The sequence below is a fragment of the Alistipes sp. DJF_B185 genome (assembly GCF_964250025.1).
Classification (GTDB): Bacteria; Bacteroidota; Bacteroidia; order Bacteroidales; family Rikenellaceae; genus Alistipes; species Alistipes finegoldii.
In genome coordinates, this window is record NZ_CAXUDY010000001.1 from 232,661 (window position 1) to 247,374 (window position 14,714).

Below are 14,714 nucleotides of genomic sequence, written 5' to 3' on the forward strand. Positions count from 1 at the left end.
TCAGATACACGGTACATTTGTACCACATTGAGGGGAAAGATGTGGCGAATTTCGCGTCTTTCCACCCAAATTCCACTATCGGGAGCATGAATCGCAAGCCGATGTTGCCGCTTCGGAAAATTGCAGTCGCCTTTTGCAGGGCAGCATTGCAAGAACGAAAACGGTCTGATTTTCACGTGCAGGAAAATAACCGCAAAAAGAGATCCGATAAAACATCTATATATGAAAAATATCCCCTATATTTGCATAAAATTTACATATAACTGCGATATAATATGATTATTCAGTTCACAGTCGAAAATTTCCTTTCGTTCAAGGAGCCGGCGACCTTGTCTTTGGCTGCTTCCGCGCTGAAAGAAAAACAGACCCGGTCCGATGAGATTGTTTTTGAGCTTGAAGGTACGAACCTCTCTTTGCTGAAGAGTGCGGTCATCTACGGGGCCAATGCCAGCGGGAAATCGAATCTAGTCAAAGCGCTCGATTTCTTCAAATGGTTTGTCATCAATTCCTCCAAAGGCGTGCAGTCCGGCGAAAGCATACGGGTGGAAAGTTTCCGTCTCAACCGGAGGACGGAACAGGAGCCCAGTTATTTTGAGGCGGTCTTTGCCGACGAAACGGTCCAATACCGCTATGGGTTTGAAGTCGATGAAAAACGTGTACACCGGGAGTGGCTTTATCAAAAGGGCAACAAGCGCAAGGCAAAGGAGGTGGAACTGTTCCTGCGTGACGGCGATGAGTATGAACTGCATCCCAAATTTTCGGTCGGCAAAGAGGTTGTCGCCAAAAAAATGGTGCGCGACAATGCGCTGCTTCTTTCCGTGGCAGCACAGTTCAACGAAAGCGTCTCGGTGGAAATCATGGGATGGTTGGCCAACACCACGATTGTTCTTGGCAGCAGCGACGAGCGGATTTGGGAAATGGCGATAGCCCAGATCGATGATCCGTCCATGAAAAGGCGTATTGTGGAGTTTGCCCGGTTTGCAGACTTCGGAATCGACGACATACGCAAGGTTGACAATACAGTCATCAGTTCACACCAGCAATATGACGAGGAGGGCAACGCCACGAAGACGGTCACTTTCCCGTTCCGCGTAAACGAGTCGGAGGGTACGATCAAATACTTCTCGCTGGCTTATCCTATAATCGACGCGTTGGATCATGGCAAAAGGCTGGTTGTCGACGAGTTCGACTCGAAAATGCACCCTCTGTTGACCAGTCGCATCATCGGGCTGTTCAATTCCAGAGTGACAAATCCCAGGAATGCACAGTTGATTTTCACGACACATGACACCAACCTGCTTAATGCAAGCCTGTTCCGCAGGGATCAGATCTGGTTTACACAGAAAGATTCGTTTGGAGCCTCGGAACTCTATTCGTTGGCGGAATACAAGGTTCGCAACAGTGCACCTTTCGAAAAGGAGTACCTGATGGGGAAATATGGCGGTATCCCTGTCATCGGCCAGTTTGAACGGTTATTTGACCTGAGGGAGGAAGAATATGGCAGCACGGACGAACAAGCGTGATCCACGCGCGGCACGGACACTCAGGCGTATCAGTTTTGTCCGTGAGGTCAAACAATCCTTCCTGATCATCTGCGAGGGGGTAAATACGGAACCGGATTATTTCAATGCGTTTCGCCTGACCTCCGCCAATATTAAAGCGGTAGGCCAGGGACTCAATACGGTAGGTCTTGTCCAAAAGGCTTTACGGATGAAAGAAGAAGAGCGGAAGAAAGGACGCGAGTATGACCAGTGCTGGGTGGTATTTGACAAGGATGACTTTCCCGATCGGGATTTCAACCGGGCTATCGGTATGGCGGAAGCCGGTGGCATGAGGGTGGCATACAGCAACCAGGCTTTCGAGTATTGGTTCTTGCTGCACTATAACCTGGTACAAGGCCCGATGCACAGAAATCAATATGAAACAAAGCTATCCGGCTTGTTGGGCTTCTCCTACAACAAGGAAGCCGGTACAGGCGGTCGTGTTTTCAGGGAGCTGGGCGGTAAACAGGCTCAGGCCATCACGAACGCAAAAGCCGTATTGCGCCGAATGGAGGGAATACCGCCGGCACAAGCGGAATCTTCGACAACGGTGCATCTTCTTGTGGAAGAACTGAATAAGTATATTTAGCATATTCTGTCGTTTGCCCGGATAATATTGTACCCGGCTACCACCTCCTTCCGGTTTTATCGGATTTTATGTCGCAAAAACACAAAAACAGACGGCAAATCACAACGATGCCGTCTGTTTTTATTCATTTACGTTCCGTGGACAGATACGCTCAAACTTTTCGGTGTCTCTCTTTCCATTGGCTGACCTCTTCGTCAGAGACGGATGCCACGGTCCTTTTTTCCACATCGAACATCCGATGACAGAATGCCCTGGTAGAAAAAGGATTTCCAAGTTCCGCCAATATCCCTACAAGCCGGTTGTAGGAATCCATGTGCCACAGGTAATCGTACATCCCGCTGACCGGCACCCGTTCAAGCAATCCCATACGCGTTGTCTTTTCCACGCACTTGTCGAAAATCCGCGAACCCATCTCCATGTTCTCCATGTAGTACCGCTTGCTGCGCAAGGTGTCGTAACCTTTTTCACGCAGGCGTGTACGGTCTGCCATGTACAGCATGAAGATGACCTCTTCCGGGGTGAACGCGCCGACCAGCCCGGTGAAGCATTTCATAAACGGTATCACGTGTTGCCTTTTGTCGTCATTCCCTTTCATGTCCGTTTTCGCGTTCGTTCGTCCGTAATGTTTCCGCTTCCCCGTCATCCTTAATCGACGGATTGACATAGAACTGGCATATCCTGCCGTTTATCATCGGTTTATACACGGCGTATCCCAGTTTTTTGGCGTAACGCCCCACGGATACGCGGTTGGCGAACTTGCCGGTATGTTCCGTCAGGTGTTCCGACATCTCCCCGACGGTCATTCTGCTTTTCAGTTTCATATCATTCGCGTTTAAATGTTTTCCTGATAAAGGATAGCCGCGACTAATACGAACTGTTTGCAAATGGTATGAATTAATAAGAGGCGGTTCCATGAAATCGGCAAAGGAGGAATCAACCGGTTATACTGATACTTCATTCATGAAACCGTCCCTCATCTATTTTCCCATTATCCGGACAATCTCCCGTATCGTGTCGAAGTTCCGCTCGTCCAGCCATTCTTTGGCCACGTTCCACGAGAGCGACATTCCGAACTTCAGGTTCTCCATGGTGATGGTATGGTGCGACAACCTGCCTTCAGTGGGCTTGAGCCCTGCCGCGTGCAGTTCACACAGTCCGTCCTGAAAGAACGTGCACCCGCCTGCTTCCTGTTTCGCCTGTACCATCGGCACGATATACGGGATTTTTCCCAACAGCAGGCCTACCGCCCACCGAGTGGGTGCAAGACGCTCCCTGTATCCGGCTTTCAGCAACCGGAGGATGTCTTCCGGCGTACCGAGGCACGGTATCCGGCATTGCTGCCTGCACAGACGGCAACGGCACTCTACCGGCCGTCTTCCTGTCTTGCGGATGATCCGCTGTAATGCCGTTTCCATCGCTATGCACCCGGTGGGCAGTATTCAGGGTTCCTCTTGCGCCACAGTTCTATGATACACTCCCGTCCGGCCTGTGTCCATCGTTTGGTGGATCCGAAAGTATATACCTTGCCCCGGCTGTTCTCCCACGTGTAAGGCACATCGCATTGCCAGGCCCGGCAGGAAGGAAAGACCACCCATTGCCGCTTCTCGTACTTGCAGATGCCCTCTTCGGCAAGGAACTGGTGCAACTGTCGCGGCGATATGCCGAGTTCGTCAGCGATGCGCGTGCTCTTGAACCAGTCCCTGTTCTCGATAAACTCCTCGTAGAATACGATTTTCGGCAGGGATTCACTCACCACCTTCCGCAGTTCCAGAATCAGTCTCGTCGCCGATTCCATATCCTGCGGCATGGGACAATCCATACAGGGCAGACCGGGTGCCGCCACCCTGGGGCGTTCGCGTACGATTGTCTTCCCTCGTTTCACGGAGAGTTTGCCGATAGCCTCGCCCAACCATTCCGCCAAAGACAGGTCAGGGGCGATCCATCTGGCCAACGGTATGACAAGCGGTGATTCCAACCAGGTCGCACCGTGCCCCCGCCCCCGTGTGGTGAAGACTTGCGACTCGTATTTCCCGGTATGTCCGTTGCCGGCCATTTCCCTGCGGAGCATATCCGTGGAAGCGATGCGTAGCCATTCAGACGGGATTTTCCCGAAGTGCATCGTGATCTGCGTGGCGTTGACCATCAGCTTGTCGCCGACACGCCGGAACGTGACGGGGAACCCTTCCTCGAAGTGCATGACGATGTCGTCCTGCGGGACGGCGTGCAGCTCCCCGGCTTCCAGTTCCAGAAGCTTGTTGCCCCACACTTCCAATTCATCAAGCAGGTCACGGGGTATAATAGTCTCCTTGCGTACCAGTTGTAAAAGCCGACGCATATCGATGGGACGGAAACCCCACTGTTCCCTGCCGTTTTTCCGGAAACTGATTTTCAATGCCGTCGGGCAAACACGGGCGATGGCGCCGTTTTCAAGCAGTTCGTCCCGCTTGAGTATATCGCATATATCCACGGCGCAGATATGGAGCTGGCCGTTATGGTTCCGGGAAACCCTTATGTTCCAGTCCCGGAACGGAACATTCCTATTTTCCCTCATAGGTATTTCCTCCTTTCTTTTGGTTATCAGACTTACGTTTGTTTTCAAGCAAGGCTCTCTTATGTGCCATCTTGCGCACCGGATAGTACGTGCGTTTCTCGCCGCAAAGGGCGTCATAATCTTTCAGCATCAGTGTGCCGAGGTCGGCCAGCTCGATTTCCACATCCGGATGCAGATGCCTGAAATAGAGTCCGCCGCTGCATACATACTTGCCCGTGCAACAGAATGAGATAGCCTGCAAGTTGCCTTTTGTCAATTCCGCCGCGCTGTGCAGCGAGCGCGTGACCGCTACAAGAACCTGTGCCCCGTTGAAGATGAGCACCATCTTGGGTCGTTTAAATGTGCTGCGTCTCATGTTGTTCTAAAATTTGCGTTAATTCCTCCTTTGTAAATCTAAGACCGGCAGCCTGTACCAGCCAAGTGTCTGAAACCGTAAATCCACCGGACAGCAGTTCGTCCACGCGCTCCAGAAGGTAGACACCGAACGCGGGATCGATGTAAACGACAAATAATAGAGCCAGACATTCATCAATTAACAGGTGTCCCGACGCCTCGTCACGGATGATCATCTTTTCCCTGTCTATTCCGTAGGCGTCTGCCAACGCCGTTGCCCAGTGATGGAAAGCGACACGGAAATCACGGACATTATGCCGGCGTGCATCTCCTTTGGCCTGGATGAAGCGTGTCGCGTCGAAATAGACCGGTCCGTCTTCCCGTAACGTTCCGAAAAGCAGATCGGGGAACTCCCTGTACCGGATTATCCGGCAGGGAATCTTTTCTTCTTTCATGTTCTCTTTTTCATTGTTCTTGGATTTGTATCTAACGTGGTGCAAAGATATATCTTTTTAATATGAAATACACTATAAATATATACATAAATTACACTTTTAATAAATTGTTAATTACTGATAATAAGATATTTACAACGCAAATAAAACCGAAATATCTATATATTTAAGTTGCATATTTCGGTTTGTAAATCAAGCATTAAGAGTCCCGTTCTCCATATATTCTTTTAGCCGTAAAAACCTCTCTTGAGGATTGTCTCTACTCTTTGAACAAGAAACAAAAAAATTATGGCTACATCGGACAAATCATTTAACGGGGAACTCTTGGAGAGTATTTTTAAGACCTCCAAAAAGACAATTCAGGAGTATGTTCGCGAAATCGAGCGCAACAACCGCTACCGTTCATGTCGTCAGGATACCGGTTCGGGATATATTCTCGATGACCGCGCCCGGCTCATTGACCTGTATGAAGCCTGCCTGCAACAGGACGCTCATATACGTTCCGTTGTCGAGACACTGGAAAGCCAGATTCTCGGCGACCGCTATATGCTTGCCCGTGTAAACGAAAAGGGAAAATACATCAAGGACGTGGCGAACTCCCTGAAGATACAGGGTTCGCAGTTCGACAAGATAATCAAGGGCATAGTGGAATCCAAACTCTACGGGTACACCCTGCTTGAAATCATGCCGCATACTGACCCCAGAACGGGCAGGCTGGCGGAAGTCAACATCATCGAACGGCGTAATGTGTTACCGGACCAGAAAACGGTACTGAAGCGGCAGGGACTGTGGGAGCCGCATTGGGATTTACATGACCCGGCATATTACCGTTGTTATGTACTGGTAAACTCCGGCGACTTGGGACTTTTTTCCGCCACGACCCCTTTGATACTGGCCAAGAAATTCACGGTGGCCAACTATGTGAACTTTTCCCATACTTACGGACAGCCGATTATCCACGGAAAGACGGTCAGCGAGAGCAACGCCGACCGCAAGAGGCTGGCTAACGAGATAGCCAACGCGGCACAGAACAAGGTGGTGGTTACCGGCATTGAGGACGAGGTCGATATCAAGACATTCACCATGTCCAACTCGGAAAAGATATATACCGGGCTTATCGAGTTTGTGAACAAGGAAGTTGCCAACCTCGTGCTCGGCTCCGAGTCGATGGCCGGAGGGATGCAGTCGTACGTGGGTTCCACGAAAGCACACCAGGACATTTTCCGCGACCGTATCGAAGTCTACCGTCGGTATATCGAAAACATCATGAACGAGGAGATAATCCCCCGCCTGGTGGCTATCGGGTATATCCCCGGAGGATTGGAGTTCCGGTATTCGAACCGGATAGAGATGAGCAACGAGGACCGCATCAAGCTCTATTCGCTGATCACGGACAAATATGAAGTGGCGGCCGATGAGATCGAGAAAGAGTTCGGTATCAATGTGGGCCGGCAGCTCAATGTTATCCCGGGATTAGGTTTCGGAGCCGAAGGCGGCTCATCCGGTCTCAGCCACAACGACCGGGGCATCATGTCGGACGAGGAGTATTTCCGGCGTTACGGACGCCCCCGGGGGGCGAAGGTCGGAAATTTTCTGCGGGGAGCGGAATAGAAGCCCGTCTTCCGCTCCCGGACAACGCTCCGTTCAGAGCTGTCAGGGCATCTGCAACCACGGAATCCGATACGGAAAAGGAGTATCGTGTCATTTTCGATGCATTCCGCAGGCTGATCCTCTATTGGGAGAACAGCGCGGAACGTCTCGACATTATAGAGGACATCATCACCCTGCGTGCCTCTTTCCTCATAGACCGTGCGCTGACAGGTCTGCGAATCGACATGGACCGGGCATTGGAGATACTGAAAAATCACAACTCCTTTACAACAGAGAGGGAACGGCAGCAGCGTGACATCCTGATTGCAGCCATAGACAACCTGGTGGATTTTGCCGCGGCAGAGGAGTATTCCATGCTCGGGGAACTGCCCGAGACAGCGGATGAACAGGACATGGAAGCACACGAAAAGATATGCCGCAGGTATAACCTCGTCCATGCGGAGGAAGAGAACAACCAGGTATTCTTCGCGGCCTCGATGGCCGCATGGTGGATGGCGGTGGATATGGATACCGTGCTTACCTACATGACACAAGGCGATGAACGGGTACGTGCCTGGCATCTTTCATTGGAAGGGATTTCCTTCCGCAAATCCGAGTTTCCTCCGGAACTGATACCGCCGATCGAATGGGGATGCCGCTGCTTTCTGGTCGCGGAGGGGTTCGCCGCTGTCCGGGCGGCTTTGCCGGATAAGGGAGACTATCTGGAAAAGGTGGATCCGGTCTTCCGGGAGAGCCTGGCAACCGGCGGGCGTATCTTTTCCGATGCGCACCGCTATTTCTCCGTCCCGCTTCCGGGTTACATGAATGATATTGTGAAACGCATTAAAGGAAAGTTCGCCTATGCCCAAGATAACGCTTGATGAGTTTTGCAGCCACTGGGTAAGCAGGACCAGTACGCGCGTCATGGCCAGCCGGCTAGAGTTCAACGTATTCGACTTCGCAACTGCTGCCGGTGACTATACCAGGCAGCAGTTCCTGTCCTCATTCGCTTCGGGGGGATTCAACGGTAGCAAATGGGCGCCTCGTACCTCCAAATGGGGAAAGAGGTTCACCCATCCTCTCATGAACGATACGGGGACTCTGGCCCGGAGCATACAGTCGGAAGCCGGCCGGACAGACATAGTGGGACGGCGTTCGGACCGTACGCGCATCTTCCGGAAAGGCGCCAGGTATTGCATGTGGACTACGGAAAAGAGCTTTCCAGTCAAGGGCAAGCGGGGACGCAGCAAGGAGCGTTACGGGCATTATGCCGCCATACACAATACCGATCCGAAGTTCGGGCTGTACACGGTAAACCAGTATTCCACGCGCCGTCCCGTACACCGGCAGTTCATCGGATTCTCACCGAAAACGGACGACTATATCGCCGTCCATTTCATAGATATGATTTTTAAAGGATTTCCACACCAGCCGCTATGATAAAAGACAAACACCCCGCACCACAGCCCGCACAACCGTCGGCACCGGCGGAGAGCCTGCCTGAAGAAGTTTCCGCGAACCCTTTCGTGGAGATATACCGGGCCGTTAAGCGGGCTGTCCTGACCCTGCGGGAGAATCCGGACGACCCGTTGTCGCCGCCCCTGTTCAAAACCGTCGCTATCGACAACGGCCAGTTCGCCCGCATTGTTCGTGACGATAACACGGAGTATGAGACTGTGTTCCCTGCCGTGTTCATCCACTTTATCAACGTGAGGTACCTGGTACAGCAACAGCGTATCGGTGAGGGACGCGCCACCATGCGCGTGCGGTTTATCCTGAATACGCTCAACAATGCGGACGAAGACAAGGAATGCGAGGCGTTTCTGGTCTTCCAGCGGCTCAATGTAGCCATACAGGATGCCAAGAACCATGAGCCGGCGCTGAGCGAGCGGTGCAACCTGACCTATTTCGACATGCCGCTTTCAACCAATATGTTGCAGGCGTACTGGATAGACTACGAGGTATGGTTCAGGGAATCTTCCGCGTGGAAATACAGGGACTGGGTAAAAAGGTATGTGGTCATGCCCCCGTTCACCCAACACAGCGATGCGCCGCAACATGACAGCGGCGGACACGGCTTCCATCCGCGTCCGGAACATGACGAAGTATCTGGTTTTTCGGATACCGGATCGAAAAATTGAAATCCATGCAGGAGATTTATCCGCACTGCGTATAAACAGACATGAATCAGCAGATAATACAAGACTCATGATACATTTTCTGTACTTGCTGAATTTAGAATGTTCAGCATGCCGGTCTTGATACAAATAGTTGCAACCGGTCTGTAATTTGAACAATCTATTATACTGTAAAGATAATCGCATTTCCATAAATGGATGGATTCTCATATTTCCACTTCCATAAATAGCAGTGCAAAACCTTTTCTTTTCCCACCGCCTACTCTTGTTCAAATAACCCTTGCATATGGATATGAACACACTTCAATATGTCGTCGGAGAGGCGAAGGCAGGCCAGCCGGCTGTTATCCGTTTCTTCGGTCGCGTGACGGAAGAGACGACCTCACGTTTCAATGACGAGTTCGACTTTTTGGAAAATATCATCCGTCCCTCCTGTATCCGTGTGTTGATCAACTCGGAGGGCGGCAGTGTCCTTTACGGCATGTCCACCTATTCCACCATCGCCAATGCCACGGTGGATACGGAATGTATCATCGAAGGGGTCGCGGCATCGATGGCCTCCATCATCTGGGCGGCGGGCAAGCGTTCTCTCATGCGTGATTATGCCATACTGATGATTCATAACCCGATGTTGCCGGACGATGACGGAGGGGAACCGTCGGACATGGTAACGGCTTTTACCAAACAGATCGAGACGATTTACCGGAAACGGTTCGGCCTGAAAGCGGAGCATGTGCGGGCCATCATGGACGGACAGGCAGGAAAGGACGGGACCTATTTCGACGCACAGGCTGCCGTCAAGGCCGGCATCATACCTGCGGAGCATGTCATCCATACCTCGAAGCAGCTTTGCCGTAAAGTGCATGACGAGATAGAAGGATTGACCGATACGGCCGCCATCCAGGAACTGATGAGCCGTGTCAGCGCGGGAAATAAACCTTTCAAAGGCATTGAACCTACTCTTACAGAAACGGAAAACGATATGGCAAACGAAAACAAGACACAAGGCTTTGAGTACGGGGCGATTGCAGCCTCGCTGGGCATGAAGGACGGTGAGGTCAAGGACGTGATGGCACGTATCTCTGAACTGGCCGCGATGGAACCCAAATACAGAGAAATACAGAAATCACTGAGCGACGCGCAGACCGTCATCGCCGGAAAAGACGCCTCCATCCGGAACTTGCAGACAGACCTGGCCGCAGCGACGGCACGCCTTTCCGCCTACGAGCAGAAAGAGAAGGACGAGCAGGCTTCCCGTATCGAGACATTGGTGGAGAATGCCATTGCAGAAGGCAAGATTGACCGTGAGGCGAAAACGCAGTGGGTGGAGATGGCCGGTTCCAACTTCGAGTTGGCGGAAAGCACGCTGGCTTCCATTCCCGCGCGGGAGAAAATCTCGAAGGAAATCGCCGATGACCCTGCCAACATCCAGGCCACGGCGGAAGCGACAAAGACCGCCGAACAGCTGATGGCCGAGAAGGTGGCGGAAGTGGTCGGTGCGGATTTCAAGTTCCGAAAGCTCTGACAGACTATCCGCGGGCGTCCGCCCGATTTTAACTGACATGCCGGAGACCGCAGTGTCTCGCGCGGAAACAGCAGGTATCCGCCAGTCGGCCGAGTTTCATTCTTCAACGGAAAACTTAAAACGACAATGGCTGATACAGTAAACTTTCTTCAAAACGGGTATAGCGGCGAAGTACTTGAGGACTTGCTGACCTATACCGTGCAGGGCAATGATACAGTCCGCGAGGGACTGATTCATATCAAGACGGGCATCCAGCACCGCTATACGCTTCCTGCCATCAAGCTGGGCAACATTATCCAGGACAACGTGCCGACCCCACAACCCATCCACGGAGCCAAGGGCGATGACGGCACGAACGAGTACCAGTTCACCGAACGCCATCTTGAGCCGTCCGATTTTATGGTCTATCTCGAGTTTAACCCGAGGGACTACGAGAAGTACTGGCGTTTCGCGCAGCCGGAAGGCAATCTCGTGTTCCGCGAGCTCGACCCGAAAATCCAGGCGACGATGCTCCGTCTCCTTATGGACAAGAAAAACGAGTATATCGGAAACGCCATCTGGACTTCCGCCCGCGGAGGAGAGACGGTGGCCAAGATTACCGCACCGGAAGGCTGCACGAAAATCGGAGCCAACAAGGAGAAATATTTTGACGGGGTCATCAAACGGATCCTCGACAATGTGAACTCCTCCGATGCCGAGGTGGTTGCCGGAGGGCAGTGCATCATTTCGGGAACGACCGAGCTGACGGACGGGGCCGCGGTGGAGGCGGCGCTCTATGCGATGTGGAGGAAATGTCCGAAGCAGATCCGAAAGAAGACATCTCTGACCTTTGTGGTCGGATGGGACGCCTGGGACGCGTATGACCAATATATCTCGGACAAGCAGGTCAAGTATTCCGAGAATACCGAGGTCAACCGCTATCGCTTCAAGGGCAAGCGCATCGTCCCGGTCGTGGGAATCCCCGAACACACGATGGTGCTCGGCGAGTTCTCCACCGGCATGGACTCCAACCTGTGGATGGGGGTGGATTACGCGAACGACACGGACATCCTGAAAATCGACCGTCTGCAGGCCAACTCCGAGCTGTTCTTTTTCCAGATGCGCATGAAAATGGACGTGAACATCGTCCGCCCGGCGGAGATCGTGGTCCATACCGCCTACAAGAAGAGCGAATAACACACCTTTCTTCATTCTCAATATCCACCCGGGGAGCGGAGGCAAGGCCCCGTTCCCCATTTTCATTCTACTGTTATGGCAAAGAAAATCAACACGGAGGAAACTCCGCAGACAGACAACAATAATATTCCTGCACCGGAGGCTCAGGCGGTGCCCGTTCCGGAAACGGCATCGGAAAACCTCGGGACAGGCGGCGAGACTGAAGACAGGCTGCCGGCCAAGACCGCGGGGAAAGGGAATGCAGGGTCGGAGGAGACGACAGAGCCTCACATCCTGTCCCTGTTGAAAAAGTTCCCGGCATATCCGTCGCTGTACATCGACACGCACGGAGGAACCTATGCGCCGGACACGGCGGCCGCCATCAGGGGCAAGGCCGTACTCTACAGGAATCCTTTCTACAACGAACTTAAAAAGAAATCATAATGGCACTCGGTAATGTATTTATCAAGGATGTGGACGGCAATATTCCTTACGATACCGGCTCGTCGGGCGAGAAGGTGACGGGACTGCTGTTCGACGTGTCCCTCCAGCCGACGCTTTTCACGGAGGGGTATGGTAAAACCAATGAGACCAGGCTCAAGCCTGGCGATGTCTGCTACATCACCTCGTTCAAGTCCGCCGTGAACGACTTCGGTATCATCGAACGTGTGGAGGCAACCGACGAGGAGGAGATGAATGTCAATTTCCTGCACGGCATCCCGGCATACCATATCCGTGAATTTTTCCGCATGTCCGGCAATCCGGGCGGTTCAGGAAAACTCTACGTGATGTTCGCGGACTGTTCGGCGAACTGGGATGCGCTGGAAATCATGCAGCGTGCTGCCGGGGGTATGATCAACCAGATAGGCATATGGACGGAACAGCCGCTGTGGAAAGCGAACGGCGCATCGGAACAATACAACCTCAATCTGGTAAAGGGGCTCAACGACGTGGCCGTGGGGCTTGCGGAGCAGAACCAGCCGCTCTCGCTCATCCTTTCCGCCAATCCTTCCAATACGGGGGCGGATACGACTGAGGGGCGTCAGATTGACCTGAATAAAATACCTTCATGCATCTGTGAATCAAGCCGTATCAGCTGTATATTCGGCCAGGCGCATCACGAAAAGATCTCCACGATGCAGATGTGCAACAGGAACCATACGCCCGTGGGATTTTTGGGAGCGGTTATGGGAGCCATAGCAAAGGCCAACGTGCACGAATCCATCGCATGGGTCAAGCAGTTCAATCTCTTCGCGGACGATTTCCAGGAAATAGAGTTGGGGTTCGGGGACATCAACCTCGACGAGGCAGAGGAGAACTTCCTCAGCCTGAACCGGTACGAGTCACTCTCCCCGTCACTGCTGGACGAACTCGACGATAAGGGGTATATTTTTCCCATCAAGTATGCCGGCCGCGAGAACGGGATCTACATCTCGAAAGACCAGACATGCTCACATGGGGATTTCCGTACCATTGCCCGGAACCGCACCATCAACAAGAGCCGCCGTGCCGTGCGTGCAGCCCTGCTGCCGTATGTGAACTCACCGCTGATGGTCAATCCTTCAACCGGGTTCCTCGCCCCGTCGAAGATTACAGCTTTCAAGACACTCATCGGGGATATACTGGCCAAGATGCAGGCGGCGCAGGAAATTTCAGGATACGCCGTCACTATCGACCCGAACCAGAACGTGTTGGTGGACGACACGCTGCGCATCTCCTATGTCCTTGTCCCGGTGGGCGTGGCCGTGAAGATTTATGTAGAGGAAGGACTGTCATTAACCGCAAATAAGACATAGCATATGGCAATAATCAACAATGTAGCATACTCGTGGTCGATGATAACCCTGTCATCGACCGCCCTGGGAATCGATGAAGGTTCCACGACCCTTGAAGGCGTGTCGGCCATCAAATGGTCGAAGAAGCGCAAGGTCGAAAGTAACTACGGCATGGGAGGACGGCCGGTGTCGAGGGGGTTCGGGAACATTACCTATACGGCGAGCATCACGATGGACTATGCCACGCAACAGCTGTTGCGTTCGGTGTACGGCTCGCTGCTCGAAATCGGCGAGTTCGACCTGATTATCAGCTTTGCCAACCCGATGGCCGGCGAGGACTGGACAACGACGACCGTAACGCTCAAAGGTTGCATCTTCACGGAGGATTGTCTCGAGTCACAGCAGGATGATACCAATATCACCCATGAATTCGATCTCAACCCGTTCGATATCCAAATCGGCTCGGGTGATACAATCTAAGCTGTCATGGATGTAACTTTCGAGGGGAAATCTTCTACCGGAAAGAACGAATGGCTCACGCCTCCCTGCCTGCTTCGGAGGCTGGGGCCGTTCGATTTGGATCCGTGTTCGCCCGTAAACCGCCCATGGGATACGGCGCGACATCACTATACCATTGAGGATGACGGCCTGCAACAACCCTGGTTCGGACGTGTGTTCTGCAATCCTCCCTATGACACTGCACTGATTGTCCGGTTTATCCGCAGGTGTGTCGAACACAGGAATGCCGTCGCGCTCACTTTTGCCCGCACGGACACGCGCCTGTTCCACGAACTGATATTCCCAAACGCCGATTCAATACTCTTTATCAAGGGACGGCTCAGTTTTTACCATGTTACGGGGGAACAGGGTGGTACGGCCGGAGCGCCGTCATGCCTGATCGCCTTCAACAAAGAAAATACCGCGGTTCTGGAAACATGCGGTATCGACGGGAAGTTGGTGAAGCCACGACTTCAATAGTCAACCATAAATTTGTTACATAATAACCCGTCTGTTTGCCGGATATTGACCTTGGCTGACAGACGGGATTTATGTATGGCAGAC

The 14,714-nt window shown here is 52.6% G+C and carries 18 protein-coding genes; 12 read left to right on the top strand and 6 right to left on the bottom strand.

Features of this window, described 5'->3' with window-relative positions; translation table 11 throughout:
- Positions 1–275 precede the first annotated feature (275 nt).
- Together ACESTR_RS01205 and ACESTR_RS01210 are read left to right on the top strand one after the other, a co-directional pair.
- Positions 276–1,523 carry an AAA family ATPase gene (locus ACESTR_RS01205; protein WP_004293619.1) on the top strand — a complete coding sequence of 416 codons (1,248 nt, stop codon included), beginning with the start codon at positions 276–278 and terminating at the stop codon, positions 1,521–1,523.
- Positions 1,498–2,130, top strand: coding sequence for an RloB family protein (locus tag ACESTR_RS01210; RefSeq protein WP_004293618.1), 633 nt, complete (start codon positions 1,498–1,500; stop codon positions 2,128–2,130). The genes ACESTR_RS01205 and ACESTR_RS01210 overlap by 26 nt, the downstream gene beginning before the upstream one ends.
- A 151-nt stretch (positions 2,131–2,281) precedes the next feature.
- Here ACESTR_RS01210 and ACESTR_RS01215 read toward each other — a convergent pair whose 3' ends face one another.
- From ACESTR_RS01215 to ACESTR_RS01240, 6 genes are all read right to left on the bottom strand, one after another.
- Entirely contained in the window at positions 2,282–2,683 is a 402-nt protein-coding gene (locus ACESTR_RS01215) for a hypothetical protein (protein ID WP_229034950.1), read from the bottom strand.
- Positions 2,684–2,711: 28 nt separating this feature from the next.
- Positions 2,712–2,951: a hypothetical protein gene (locus tag ACESTR_RS01220; RefSeq protein ID WP_004293616.1), complete on the bottom strand. Its 240-nt coding sequence runs from the start codon at positions 2,949–2,951 to the stop codon at positions 2,712–2,714.
- A 156-nt stretch (positions 2,952–3,107) separates the two neighbouring features.
- A complete protein-coding gene (locus ACESTR_RS01225) occupies positions 3,108–3,545 on the bottom strand; it encodes a hypothetical protein (protein WP_004293615.1) in 438 nt (145 codons plus the stop codon).
- Positions 3,546–3,547: 2 nt separating this feature from the next.
- Positions 3,548–4,681: a phage antirepressor KilAC domain-containing protein gene (locus ACESTR_RS01230; protein ID WP_004303966.1), complete on the bottom strand. Its 1,134-nt coding sequence runs from the start codon at positions 4,679–4,681 to the stop codon at positions 3,548–3,550.
- Positions 4,668–5,006, bottom strand: coding sequence for a hypothetical protein (locus ACESTR_RS01235; RefSeq protein ID WP_004303967.1), 339 nt, complete (start codon positions 5,004–5,006; stop codon positions 4,668–4,670). Before ACESTR_RS01235 ends, ACESTR_RS01230 begins: the two co-directional genes overlap by 14 nt.
- A 10-nt stretch (positions 5,007–5,016) precedes the next feature.
- Positions 5,017–5,469: a hypothetical protein gene (locus ACESTR_RS01240; RefSeq protein ID WP_004293612.1), complete on the bottom strand. Its 453-nt coding sequence runs from the start codon at positions 5,467–5,469 to the stop codon at positions 5,017–5,019.
- Between the two features lie 288 nt (positions 5,470–5,757).
- Between ACESTR_RS01240 and ACESTR_RS01245 the strand changes: the two genes are divergently transcribed.
- The 10 genes from ACESTR_RS01245 (at position 5,758) to ACESTR_RS01290 (ending at position 14,630) form a co-directional block, all read left to right on the top strand.
- Entirely contained in the window at positions 5,758–7,080 is a 1,323-nt protein-coding gene (locus ACESTR_RS01245; protein WP_004303969.1) for a DUF935 family protein, read from the top strand.
- 224 nt (positions 7,081–7,304) lie between these two features.
- Positions 7,305–7,940: a phage minor head protein gene (locus ACESTR_RS01250; RefSeq protein ID WP_004303970.1), complete on the top strand. Its 636-nt coding sequence runs from the start codon at positions 7,305–7,307 to the stop codon at positions 7,938–7,940.
- The gene (locus ACESTR_RS01255) at positions 7,921–8,499 is read left to right on the top strand and encodes a hypothetical protein (protein ID WP_004303971.1); all 579 of its coding nucleotides are present in this window, start codon (positions 7,921–7,923) and stop codon (positions 8,497–8,499) included. The genes ACESTR_RS01250 and ACESTR_RS01255 overlap by 20 nt, the downstream gene beginning before the upstream one ends.
- On the top strand, positions 8,496–9,200 hold the full coding sequence (locus tag ACESTR_RS01260) for a hypothetical protein (RefSeq protein WP_004303972.1): 705 nt from the start codon (positions 8,496–8,498) through the stop codon (positions 9,198–9,200). Before ACESTR_RS01255 ends, ACESTR_RS01260 begins: the two co-directional genes overlap by 4 nt.
- A gap of 283 nt (positions 9,201–9,483) precedes the next feature.
- Positions 9,484–10,722, top strand: a complete 1,239-nt coding sequence (locus ACESTR_RS01265; protein WP_004293607.1) for a Clp protease ClpP — start codon at positions 9,484–9,486, stop codon at positions 10,720–10,722.
- 126 nt (positions 10,723–10,848) lie between these two features.
- A complete protein-coding gene (locus tag ACESTR_RS01270) occupies positions 10,849–11,898 on the top strand; it encodes a hypothetical protein (protein WP_004293606.1) in 1,050 nt (349 codons plus the stop codon).
- Positions 11,899–11,973: 75 nt separating this feature from the next.
- A complete protein-coding gene (locus tag ACESTR_RS01275) occupies positions 11,974–12,321 on the top strand; it encodes a hypothetical protein (RefSeq protein ID WP_004293605.1) in 348 nt (115 codons plus the stop codon).
- Positions 12,321–13,673 (top strand): DUF2586 family protein, encoded by a 1,353-nt coding sequence (locus ACESTR_RS01280; RefSeq protein WP_004303973.1) that lies wholly within the window; start codon positions 12,321–12,323, stop codon positions 13,671–13,673. Before ACESTR_RS01275 ends, ACESTR_RS01280 begins: the two co-directional genes overlap by 1 nt.
- Before the next feature lie 3 nt (positions 13,674–13,676).
- On the top strand, positions 13,677–14,132 hold the full coding sequence (locus ACESTR_RS01285) for a hypothetical protein (protein WP_004293603.1): 456 nt from the start codon (positions 13,677–13,679) through the stop codon (positions 14,130–14,132).
- Between the two features lie 6 nt (positions 14,133–14,138).
- Positions 14,139–14,630, top strand: a complete 492-nt coding sequence (locus ACESTR_RS01290) for a DNA N-6-adenine-methyltransferase (RefSeq protein WP_004293602.1) — start codon at positions 14,139–14,141, stop codon at positions 14,628–14,630.
- Positions 14,631–14,714 lie beyond the last annotated feature (84 nt).

Bases quoted from the DNA above. Each gene is read 5' to 3' on its own strand.
- ACESTR_RS01205 (WP_004293619.1), top strand. From the start codon at position 276: ATGATTATTCAGTTCACAGTCGAAAATTTCCTTTCGTTCAAGGAGCCG.
- ACESTR_RS01210 (WP_004293618.1), top strand. From the start codon at position 1,498: ATGGCAGCACGGACGAACAAGCGTGATCCACGCGCGGCACGGACACTC.
- ACESTR_RS01215 (WP_229034950.1), bottom strand. From the start codon at position 2,683: ATGAAATGCTTCACCGGGCTGGTCGGCGCGTTCACCCCGGAAGAGGTC.
- ACESTR_RS01220 (WP_004293616.1), bottom strand. From the start codon at position 2,951: ATGAAACTGAAAAGCAGAATGACCGTCGGGGAGATGTCGGAACACCTG.
- ACESTR_RS01225 (WP_004293615.1), bottom strand. From the start codon at position 3,545: ATGGAAACGGCATTACAGCGGATCATCCGCAAGACAGGAAGACGGCCG.
- ACESTR_RS01230 (WP_004303966.1), bottom strand. From the start codon at position 4,681: ATGAGGGAAAATAGGAATGTTCCGTTCCGGGACTGGAACATAAGGGTT.
- ACESTR_RS01235 (WP_004303967.1), bottom strand. From the start codon at position 5,006: ATGGTGCTCATCTTCAACGGGGCACAGGTTCTTGTAGCGGTCACGCGC.
- ACESTR_RS01240 (WP_004293612.1), bottom strand. From the start codon at position 5,469: ATGAAAGAAGAAAAGATTCCCTGCCGGATAATCCGGTACAGGGAGTTC.
- ACESTR_RS01245 (WP_004303969.1), top strand. From the start codon at position 5,758: ATGGCTACATCGGACAAATCATTTAACGGGGAACTCTTGGAGAGTATT.
- ACESTR_RS01250 (WP_004303970.1), top strand. From the start codon at position 7,305: ATGGACCGGGCATTGGAGATACTGAAAAATCACAACTCCTTTACAACA.
- ACESTR_RS01255 (WP_004303971.1), top strand. From the start codon at position 7,921: ATGCCCAAGATAACGCTTGATGAGTTTTGCAGCCACTGGGTAAGCAGG.
- ACESTR_RS01260 (WP_004303972.1), top strand. From the start codon at position 8,496: ATGATAAAAGACAAACACCCCGCACCACAGCCCGCACAACCGTCGGCA.
- ACESTR_RS01265 (WP_004293607.1), top strand. From the start codon at position 9,484: ATGGATATGAACACACTTCAATATGTCGTCGGAGAGGCGAAGGCAGGC.
- ACESTR_RS01270 (WP_004293606.1), top strand. From the start codon at position 10,849: ATGGCTGATACAGTAAACTTTCTTCAAAACGGGTATAGCGGCGAAGTA.
- ACESTR_RS01275 (WP_004293605.1), top strand. From the start codon at position 11,974: ATGGCAAAGAAAATCAACACGGAGGAAACTCCGCAGACAGACAACAAT.
- ACESTR_RS01280 (WP_004303973.1), top strand. From the start codon at position 12,321: ATGGCACTCGGTAATGTATTTATCAAGGATGTGGACGGCAATATTCCT.
- ACESTR_RS01285 (WP_004293603.1), top strand. From the start codon at position 13,677: ATGGCAATAATCAACAATGTAGCATACTCGTGGTCGATGATAACCCTG.
- ACESTR_RS01290 (WP_004293602.1), top strand. From the start codon at position 14,139: ATGGATGTAACTTTCGAGGGGAAATCTTCTACCGGAAAGAACGAATGG.